Here is a 6,225-nt window from a genome sequence, read left to right as displayed (position 1 = left end):
CGGCGGCCCCCAGCCGTGCCCGCGGTGATGACCGCCAATGCCTGGCAGGCGCCGCCGCCGGCAAATGCGAACGAACCGGTCAAGGCGGCCGAGACTTATACGACCGCGGGGCTGATCGTGCCGGCAACCGCCAAGGGCGACCGCATGCCCGGCGTCCAGCAGGTCGCCTATGTCGTGCCGCAGAACCCGGCGGCCCTGGTCCAGTTTCCGGCAGGGCCCGTGCAAGAAGAACACGCGACGGGCGTGCGTGGCGATGTCGAGCGGCTGATCGAGAAATATGCGGCGATCTACCAGGTGCCGGTGGACCTGGTGCGCCATGTCGTCAACCGCGAGAGCACCTTCAACCCGAAAGCCTACAACAACGGCCATTGGGGACTGATGCAGATCAAGCACGCGACGGCACGCGGCATGGGCTATGACGGACCGGCCAAGGGCCTGTTCGACGCCGAAACCAATCTAAAATACGCGGTCAAATATCTGCGCGGCGCCTGGCTGGTGGCCGGCGGCAACGCCAAGAAGGCCGACTGGCTCTATCAGACCGGCTATTATTACGACGCCAAGCGCAAGGGCCTGCTCGAGGCGACCGGCCTTGGCCGCGACCGCCAGCGCCGTCGCCTGCAACCCGACGCCTGAGCGCGATGCCTGAACCGCGCCCGCCGGCCCTGAACGACATCCGGCTGCGCAAGATCCTCGATGAGACGCTGGTTCCGCCGCACTGGCCCGACGGCTTTGTCATGCGCAGTTTCGAGCCTGGTGACGCGCCCGCCCTGCATGCGCTTTTGACGGAAGTGTTCGATGACGGCGCCGATGGTCCGTTCGACGAGTGGTGGCCGCGTATCGCGGACGATCCCGAATTCGACCCGGCGCTGTGCTTCCTCGTCATCGACGCCAAGGGCCGGCTGGCGGCGGCGGCGCTGTGCTGGACCCGCGCCTTCGTCAAGGATCTTGCCGTTCATCCCGAGGCGCGCGGCAAGGGTGTTGCCGAAGCGCTGATGTGGCACGCCTTCGCCGTTTTTCGCGAACGCGGCGCCGACCATGTCGACCTCAAGACCAACACGGTCGAGAATCCCGCCGCCGTCCGGCTCTATGAGCGGCTGGGGATGATGCCTGTCGCCTGGGAAGGCTAGGGTGTGCTGATATTCAGGTGATGCCGGCCTGCAAATGATGGCTTCCTGCGCTTCCGGTGCTCACGTACCCAAAAGTACGCTCCGCTCCGGTTCTCGGAAACCACCATTTTCGACTCGGCCTGACCTGAATCTCAACACCCCCTGCGTCGGAGCTTTTCAAATCTACCAGTCACTCAGCTTGGTATCGGGCCCGTATTCCTGACCGTCGATATCCTTGACCACGGCCTGGCCGCAACGCATCGCTTTGGCCTTCTTGTCGTAGGCATAGGTCGGCGAGCCGAACAGATGCCAGCCCTTGTTCAGCGCCGCTGTCACCTTGTGGCAGAAGCTGGCATCGTCCGGAGCGGACAGAAAGCGGTAGAGTTTCATTGTTCAATTCCTGTCGTGAGTAGCTGTAGCCCGCTCGCATCCATCGAGCATTTATGACCCGATGGCGGCTGCCTTCGCCAGCAGTTTTTCGGCCTTCGCCAGATGCAGCCGCTCGACCATCCTGCCGTTCAGCGCGATCACGCCCTTGCCGGCATTCTCGGCGAGCGCGAAGGCTTCCTTCACCGAGCGTGCCTCGGCCACCGCTTCCGTGGACGGCACGAAGGCGCGGTTGGCGGCTTCGATCTGGGCCGGGTGGATGAGGCTCTTGCCGTCGAACCCCATGGCCGCGGCTTCCGCGCATTCATGGGCGAAAGCGTCGAGGTCGCGAAAATCGTTGGAGACGCCGTCGAGCATGTCGATGCCGCCGGCGCGTGCGGCCAGCACCATCTGCATCAGCCATGGCACGAGGTAGCGCCTGTCAGGCGTCGCCAGAATGCCGGTCTCCTTGACCAGATCATTCGTTCCGGCAACGAAACAATTGAGCCGCGAGGCCGGATCGCGGCCAAGTTCGGCGATGGCGCCGATGTTGAGCAGCGCCTTGGGCGTCTCGATCATCGCCCATAGTTTCACGCTGTGGGGAGCGAAATTATCGTCGAGCACGTCGCCGGCCGCGAGCAGGTCGCGCGGCGTGTCGACCTTGGGCAGAAGGATGCCGTCGGGTTCGCAGCTTGCGGCAGCCAGCAGGTCGTCGGCGCCCCATTCGCCTGATATCGCATTGATGCGCACGATCATCTCGCAGCGTCTCTCGGAATGGCCGGCGAAAATGCCGGCCAGTTTTTCGCGGGCGGCGATCTTGTCGGCCGGAGCGACGGCGTCTTCCAGGTCGATGATGATGGCATCGCAGGCAAGCTGCGCGATCTTGGCCAAGGCCTTGTCGCTGGAGGCCGGGATGTAGAGCACGGAGCGGCGCGGGCGATAGGTTTCCATGGATGATCTATGCCGCTTGTGGGCGGGTGAGGCAAGTCGGGGCATGAAGCTACCAATCTCCCCCACGAGGGGGGAGATCGGCAGCGTTTACCCCTGCACGAAAACTGCACGGGCCTGCGGAAAACCTCCTCGGATCCGCCCTGCCCTTTCCCCGCCCGCTTGCGAGACAAGCGGCATGCACAAGCGAGCAAAGCCCCGTTGGTCCCTGCCTCACCGACTGCGGAGCGAGGGCTGGTGGCTGGCCGATCCGCCGCGCGCGTGTCCCGTCGCAACCCTCATTCCCTTTGTCCGCAGAAGCCCGCCAACGGTTCGGCTGGAAGCCATCAGGAAAGCCAGGTCATGACAGCGTTGTTCTCCGCCGCGCCGAGCTATTGCAGCCGTTTCGGTGTCGCCATCCTGCTGGCAGCGCTCGCGGATTTTCTGTTCTATGGCCAGCCCGCCGGGATCACGGTTTTCCTGTTCGCCCTGCTGATTGCCGCGGCGGTCGTCGCTGTGCACCCGGCCGCCTTCAACGACGGCCGGGTCTGGCTCAAGCCCATCGCCTTGCTTGTCCCGCTGCTGCCGCTGGCTGAAAATGTCAGCACCCTGTCGGTCTCGATCGCGCTGGCGGCGCTGACCGTCTTCGCGCTTTCGTTGAGCGGTCGGCTGCGGCACAGCATCGCCCGCATTGCCGGGCAGATCGTGCTGTTCGGGCTGGCGGCGCCGTTCCGCTTCGTCATTGATTTCATCCGCTGGCGGAGGACGGCGCGGCGGTTCGGTGGGCGCCGCATCCGGCTGGCGGCGATCGCCGTCTGGGTGATGCCGCTGACGCTGGGCGCGGTCTTCCTGGCGCTGTTCGGTGCCGCCAATCCGGTCATCGACTATTGGCTGTCGCTGATCGATCTCGTGAGGCTGCTCGATCTTATCCAGCTGGCGCGGATTGCCTTCTGGCTGTTCGTGCTCGCCGCTGTCTGGGCTTTTCTGCGACCGCGCATGCCGCGCCTGGTTCGCCGCATCCCGCGCGCGTTGCCGGCGGTCAGCGCTCAAGCCGGCAAAACCGCCACCACCATCGAAGACATCCTGTTCGGCAAGGCCGCCATCCTGCGCGCCCTGATCGTCTTCAACATCCTGTTTGCGCTGCAGACGGCGCTCGACGCCGCCTATCTGTGGGGCGGGGCAGCGCTTCCCGATGGGCTGAGCTACGCCTCCTACGCGCATCGTGGCGCCTATCCCTTGATCGTCACGGCACTGCTTGCCGCCGGCTTCGTGCTGGCAGCGCTGCGACCCGGCAGCGAAACCTCGGCCGATCCGCTGATCCGCCGGCTGGTCTATGTCTGGGTGGCGCAGAACATCATGCTGGTCATCTCGTCGATCCTGCGGCTCGACCTCTATGTCGGCATCTATGCATTGACCTACTGGCGCGTCGCCGCCTTTGTCTGGATGGGGCTGGTGGCAGCAGGCCTTGCCCTGATCATTGCCCGCATCGCGCTTAGAAAATCCAACGAATGGCTGCTGTCCGCCAATCTTCTGACGTTATCCCTGACGCTTTATGCCGGCTGTTTCATCAATTTCGCAGCAACGATCGCCAATTACAATGTCGACCATTCCCTCGAAATGACCGGCCAGGGCATTCCCCTAGACGCCTGGTATCTTCACTCGCTCGGTCCGGGCGCGTTTCCCGCGCTTGATCGCTTCCTCGAGCACCAGGGCAAGACGGCGGCCGCCGGCACTGTCCGCGAACTGGCCGGCGTGCGCGGCAGCGACGAAATCTGGTATCGAACTATCCAGCAGAACTGGCGGGCCTGGAGCTTTCGCGACTGGCGGCTGCTTCGATATCTCGACACCAAGGAGCCGTTCGTGATTCCCTCCGCTATCGAACCTTCCATGCCGGGCCGCTGATCCATGCCGCATCACATCCTCGTCGCCGACGATGACCCGCACATCCGCGAGGTGATCTGCTTTGCCTTGGAGAAGGCCGGCATGAAAACGACAGGGGTGGCCGACGGTGCCGCCGCCTTGCAGGCAATCGGCCGCCGGGCACCGGACCTCGTCGTGCTCGATATCGGCATGCCGGAAATGGACGGGCTGGAGGTCTGCCGGCGGCTGCGGCACATATCCGATGTGCCGGTGCTGTTCCTCTCTGCGCGCGACGAGGAGATCGACCGCATCCTCGGGCTCGAAATGGGCGGCGACGACTATGTGACGAAACCATTCAGCCCGCGCGAGCTGGTTGCCCGCGTCAACGTCATCCTGCGGCGCGCCCGCCCGGCGGTGCCCGAACCGGCCGACGACAGGCAGTTTTCGCATGGCAAACTGGCTCTGGCGCCGGCCAGCCATACCGCCAGCTTCGACGGCAAGCCGTTATCGTTGACAGGAATAGAGTTCTCGATCCTGAAGGGGTTCCTGGCGCGGCCGGCGCATGTGCTCGACCGCGACGCGGTGACGGCCAGCGCCTATGCCGCAAACATCCACGTCGCCGGCCGCACCGTCGACAGCCACATCCGCAACATCCGCGCCAAACTGGCAGCCGTGGGTTGCCCAAATGTCATCGAGACGGTGCATGGCGTCGGCTTCCGGCTTGGCCGATGCGGCTGACGGCCTCCAGCAAATGGATCGGCCGCAAATGGCGGCCACGGCTTGCCACGGTCGTCGTCGCCATCCTGATCATGGTGATGGCCTTGCCACTGGTCGGCCTGTTCTTCTTCCGCCTCTACGAGAACCAGCTGATCCGCCAGACCGAGGCGGAGCTGATCGCGCAAGGCGCTGCCATCGCCGCCATCTATGCGCGGGATGTACGTGACGCCGGCATCCCACCGGAAAAGCTCGGTGCGCCGATGCCGGAGCCAAGTGGGGATTCAAGCCGCAGCGTCAATCCGGACCCGCTCTACAGGCCAATCGAACCGCAGCTCGATCTTGCCTCGGATTATGTCCTGCCGACCCGGCCGGCGGCGATGCCGGTGATCGTCGATCCCGCCTTCGCGGTGATCGGCGCGCGCCTGTCCGGCATCCTCGACGCCACCCAGAAAACCACGTTGGCCGGCTTCCGGCTGCTCGACCCCCGGGGCGTCGTCATTGCCGGGCGCGGCGAGGTCGGCCAGTCGCTCAGTGCGGTCGAAGAGGTGCGCACAGCACTTGCCGGCCACTATGCCAGCGCGCTCAGGCTGCGCATTCCCGACCAGCCGACGCCACCGCTCTATTCGGTCAGCCGCGGCACCAAGGTGCGTGTCTTCGTCGCCCTGCCGGTCGCTGTCGACGGCCAGGTCGCCGGCGTCGTCTATGTGTCGCGGACGCCCAACAACATCATCAAGCATCTCTATGGCGAACGCGGCAAGGTGACGTTGGCGGCGATCGCCATTCTCGGCGGCACGCTGCTCATCGGTCTCATCTTCCTGCGCACCGTCAGCCGGCCGATCTATGCGCTGATCGACCGCACCGAGCGCATCGCCGCCGGCGACCGCACGGCGATCCGGCCGCTCGACCACCACGGCACGCGAGAGATGGCGGAGCTGTCCGCAGCCTTCCTCGACATGGCCGAGAAGCTTCAGGCACGGTCGGACTCGGTCCAGACTTTCGCCACACATGTCTCGCATGAGCTCAAATCGCCGCTGACGGCGATCCAGGGCGCGGCCGAATTGCTGCGCGATTCCGGTGGCGCGATGGACGATGCGGAGCGGCGGCGTTTCTCCAACAATATCGTCACCGATGCGGGGCGGCTCAATCTGCTGGTGCGGCGCCTGCTCGACCTGGCGCGCGCCGAAAACCTGGCGCCGAGCGGCGAAAGCACATCGCTCGGTGCGGCACTGTCGCTGCTGCCCGTCGATAG

The 6,225-nt window shown here is 65.1% G+C and carries 7 protein-coding genes; 5 read left to right on the top strand and 2 right to left on the bottom strand.

The annotated features are described in order from the left end of the window. Both ENZ74_RS34715 and ENZ74_RS18020 read left to right on the top strand, forming a co-directional pair. Window positions 1-633 (top strand): lytic transglycosylase domain-containing protein (locus ENZ74_RS34715; protein WP_206522293.1); only part of this gene is annotated, 633 nt, incomplete at its 5' end. Window positions 634-638: 5 nt separating this feature from the next. Beyond that, the gene (locus ENZ74_RS18020; RefSeq protein WP_024504138.1) at window positions 639-1,127 is read left to right on the top strand and encodes a GNAT family N-acetyltransferase; all 489 of its coding nucleotides are present in this window, start codon (window positions 639-641) and stop codon (window positions 1,125-1,127) included. 162 nt (window positions 1,128-1,289) lie between these two features. On the opposite strand, the gene ENZ74_RS18015 is transcribed toward ENZ74_RS18020, so the two are convergent. Further along, window positions 1,290-1,496, bottom strand: coding sequence for a DUF1737 domain-containing protein (locus ENZ74_RS18015; protein WP_013528780.1), 207 nt, complete (start codon window positions 1,494-1,496; stop codon window positions 1,290-1,292). A 51-nt stretch (window positions 1,497-1,547) separates the two neighbouring features. Further along, window positions 1,548-2,423, bottom strand: coding sequence for a CoA ester lyase (locus ENZ74_RS18010; protein WP_063169572.1), 876 nt, complete (start codon window positions 2,421-2,423; stop codon window positions 1,548-1,550). Window positions 2,424-2,762: 339 nt separating this feature from the next. Here ENZ74_RS18010 and ENZ74_RS18005 point away from each other — a divergent pair, with 339 nt between their 5' ends. The 3 genes from ENZ74_RS18005 to ENZ74_RS17995 all read left to right on the top strand — a co-directional run. Further along, on the top strand, window positions 2,763-4,301 hold the full coding sequence (locus ENZ74_RS18005) for a DUF4173 domain-containing protein (RefSeq protein ID WP_063169571.1): 1,539 nt from the start codon (window positions 2,763-2,765) through the stop codon (window positions 4,299-4,301). A 3-nt stretch (window positions 4,302-4,304) separates the two neighbouring features. Next, window positions 4,305-4,997 carry a response regulator transcription factor gene (locus ENZ74_RS18000; protein WP_063169570.1) on the top strand — a complete coding sequence of 231 codons (693 nt, stop codon included), beginning with the start codon at window positions 4,305-4,307 and terminating at the stop codon, window positions 4,995-4,997. Then, on the top strand, window positions 4,988-6,225 hold a 1,238-nt coding region (locus ENZ74_RS17995; protein WP_127312897.1), incomplete at its 3' end, for a histidine kinase dimerization/phospho-acceptor domain-containing protein. The genes ENZ74_RS18000 and ENZ74_RS17995, both read left to right, overlap by 10 nt.

This window comes from Mesorhizobium sp. M7A.F.Ca.CA.002.15.2.1, assembly GCF_003998715.1.
Lineage (GTDB): Bacteria > Pseudomonadota > Alphaproteobacteria > Rhizobiales > Rhizobiaceae > Mesorhizobium > Mesorhizobium ciceri.
This window is presented reverse-complemented; position numbering and strand designations above follow the sequence as displayed.

What these genes read in the sequence shown, in the direction of transcription:
- ENZ74_RS18000 (WP_063169570.1), top strand. Translation starts at nt 4,305, where the DNA reads ATGCCGCATCACATCCTCGTCGCCGACGATGACCCGCACATCCGCGAG.
- ENZ74_RS18010 (WP_063169572.1), bottom strand. Translation starts at nt 2,423, where the DNA reads ATGGAAACCTATCGCCCGCGCCGCTCCGTGCTCTACATCCCGGCCTCC.
- ENZ74_RS18015 (WP_013528780.1), bottom strand. Translation starts at nt 1,496, where the DNA reads ATGAAACTCTACCGCTTTCTGTCCGCTCCGGACGATGCCAGCTTCTGC.
- ENZ74_RS18005 (WP_063169571.1), top strand. Translation starts at nt 2,763, where the DNA reads ATGACAGCGTTGTTCTCCGCCGCGCCGAGCTATTGCAGCCGTTTCGGT.
- ENZ74_RS18020 (WP_024504138.1), top strand. Translation starts at nt 639, where the DNA reads ATGCCTGAACCGCGCCCGCCGGCCCTGAACGACATCCGGCTGCGCAAG.